This is a genomic window from Methanomethylovorans sp., assembly GCF_050177135.1.
Classification (GTDB): domain Archaea; phylum Halobacteriota; class Methanosarcinia; order Methanosarcinales; family Methanosarcinaceae; genus Methanomethylovorans.
This window is the reverse complement of record NZ_JBFXHJ010000083.1, coordinates 6,757-9,843: the sequence shown is the minus strand read 5'-3', so window position 1 is coordinate 9,843 and position 3,087 is coordinate 6,757. Positions and strand designations below refer to the sequence as shown.

1 protein-coding gene is annotated in these 3,087 nt (G+C 37.7%); it reads left to right on the top strand.

Annotated features, from left to right (window positions below; genetic code table 11):
• The first annotated feature begins 324 nt into the window (after nt 1–324).
• Complete coding sequence (locus tag AB7U21_RS07730; protein ID WP_428388098.1) at nt 325–2,451, top strand: CHASE4 domain-containing protein; 2,127 nt, start codon at nt 325–327, stop codon at nt 2,449–2,451.
• The last annotated feature ends 636 nt before the right edge of the window (nt 2,452–3,087 follow it).

The window sequence follows — 3,087 nt, the reverse complement described above, 5'->3', positions numbered from 1 at the left end:
GTTAAAAGTCCGGATCAGACCTTGCTTCGATCCACCCGCCTTAGGAACTTATTGCAAAGCAAGAAGTCATTTTCCGCAAAGATATGAAATAACGAGACAGTTAACATATATGCAATAGAGAAGCTGCATATTTGAACAAACAATAAGAAAGGTTCTTGCTATCAGGCAATTGAAGATCCATCTTTCCCAATAAAATACCAATGACAGGAGAATCATTCATTAGTAAGCTTTAAATACACATGGAAAATATATAATACTGTTTCAATAAAAGGTACCGATAACAGATCCTGACTGAAAGATTGACAGAGTTTAAAAAGAGGTTTCATGAAAATTGGAAATAAGACGCTGGCAATCATTGGGATCACATCGATCCTTCTATTCCTTTTTATCAGCCTTATTGTTACCCAGATAGTGCAGAATAGTTTCAACCAGATAGAAGAAGATGAAGCGACCAAAAGCCTGGAAAGGGCAAAAAAGATACTTTTTTTAGAGATCGATCGGCTGAATATGCTTGCAAGCGACTGGGGCGAATGGGATGATACTTACTATTTTGTCAAAGGAAAATATCCTGATTATCCTGAAGTGAATCTTGGTACAGGATCACTCGTAAACCTCCACTTAAATATGATGCTGTTCTTCAATTCATCCGATCAGCTATTTTATGTTGAGGCTGTTGACTTAGATACGGGCAGATCTGCAGAAGTATCTGCAGACCTGGTGGAGTACATTGCTTCACAGAATGAAGTTATATCCTATTCAGAACCTGACGAAAGAGTATCAGGGATCTTGAACTCTCCTGAAGGCCCCTTATTGCTCAGCTTTCAGCCAATTACAAAAAATGACTATGATGGAACTATTGCTGGAACATTGGTCCTTGTCCGGTTTTTGGATCCCGCATTAATTGAATATTTTGAAGATACCATAGATCTATCCATTGGAATAAATCCTTTAGATAAAGAGAGCACTTCAAATGCAAGCTATATTTCAACAAATACACTGAATGATGATTATTTGATCGCATCCACTCTGTTGGACGATATTGAGGGAAAACCGGTTCTTTCATTGGAAGTTAAAATACCAAGAGATATCCATGATCTCGGTACTAACACTGCCAAATATCTGTATTTTATCATACTCCTTATTGCATTGACCTATAGTATAGTGCTGGTCATAGCCATCGAGAGATCAGTAATATCACGCCTGTCAAAACTGGATGCCAGCATTAATGCCATCGCAGTGACCGGGAATAATTCATCTCGCATAAAGATAGATGGTAACGATGAGATCACCAATCTTGGAAATAATATAAATGAAATGTTGAGATCACTCGAAGATAAAGAAAATCTATTTGAAGCAACCATCGAGTCAAATGGTGATGGGATCATTGTAGTTGATAACTACAAAAAAGTCATTGTCATGAATTCAAAATTTACCGAGATGCTCGACCTGCCATCGGATATGAGAACAGGCAAAGACATAGATATAATATTAGATCACATCCTCACCAGGACAAGCAACGCAGATGAACTGAACCTGAAAGTAAAATCCATATTCTATACCTCTGATTCCAACAGAGACATTTTGCATTTCAAAAATACACACTATTATGAATGGTATTCAAACCCGTTCATCAAAAATGGAATAATTAATGGAAGGGTTTTTTGTTTACATGATATAACTGAGATGAAAGAAATAGAAGGATCACTACGTGAGGCAAATGTTATCGCTGAAACCTCTAATAGGACAAAGAGCGAGTTCCTTGCCAATATGAGTCATGAGCTCAGAACACCGCTTAATTCAGTTATAGGCTTCTCAGAGGTTCTACTCGAAGGGAACAGTGGTTCTCTTAACGAGAAGCAGACACGATATCTGAAGAATATTTCGAAAAGCGGGAAGCATCTGTTAACTATAATCAACGATATCCTGGACATCTCTAAAATAGAATCTGGAAAGATGCAATTATACAAGGAAAACATCTCTGTGAAAAATCTCCTTGAAGACATGTTTTCCAGCATGCAACCTCTTGCAGCTGAAAAAGAAATAGTGATGAAAGTTTCTTTTGGTCCTGACCTAAGCTATATACAGGCGGATAAAGGAAAGATCAAACAAGTATTGTACAATCTTATCGGCAATGCACTCAAGTTCACAGAACATGGAGGTTTTGTGACCATCGGTGCAAAAGTGAATGGAGACATGGTATATATATCTGTGGAAGACACTGGTATTGGGATCTCCAGAATGGACCAGGAAAAACTATTCAAACCTTTCACTCAGATAGACTCATCCATATCCAGAAAATACGAAGGTACAGGTCTTGGACTTGCGCTTTCTAAGGAACTTGTTGTCCTCCATGGAGGCAAGATATGGGTTGTAAGTGAACCGGGCAAAGGCAGTGCGTTCACCTTCACGATCCCTGTGCATGCGTTTCAGCCAACTGAGGATCCTATTTAAAAAATAAGAAAAGCTATATTAAATCTTTTTTATGTTCTGGCTTTAAGCCTTTTAAACCCTATGGAACTTCTGAAGAACCCGATCCCTAGATAGAATATTGAGTGTGAACGAAAAATACTTTCGCTCCAATTTTGTTTTCCCTTGGAGAAATAGCAGCCTATGCATCCTGCCTGACAATGATGTACCAGGAGTGATACAAACCAGTGAATAGATTTTTCATAAATAGCCCGAGCCGTTCACTGTTAGGTAAAGTTTCATTATTGAATTGGTTATGGCTTAGGGAAGTGAGGAGGTATGGAGTATACCTCCCCTATGGATTTAAACCCCAGTCCTGACAAAGATCTGGGATGAGGTATGAAAGTACATTCACATATATAAAGAAACTCTTCAATAATTCAAAGAAAGCTTGTGTTATTCCATAAACAATTAAGATGATCATTGGTTTGTTGCAATGGAGTGATGATCAAAAGACAAAGAAACTTGTGCTTAATTGGTGGCCCCATCTTGTTTTCATGGAATACATATAAAGAACATTTGTGATCACAGTTCATTCCGGAGGTATCTTCTGCCGACAGTACGTTTCAATTTAACTGAGGAAAAAGATTATTATATTTAGTTATTTATAACTATTTATGA

Coding starts and splice junctions, on each gene's coding strand:
- AB7U21_RS07730 (WP_428388098.1), top strand. CDS start 325: ATGAAAATTGGAAATAAGACGCTGGCAATCATTGGGATCACATCGATC.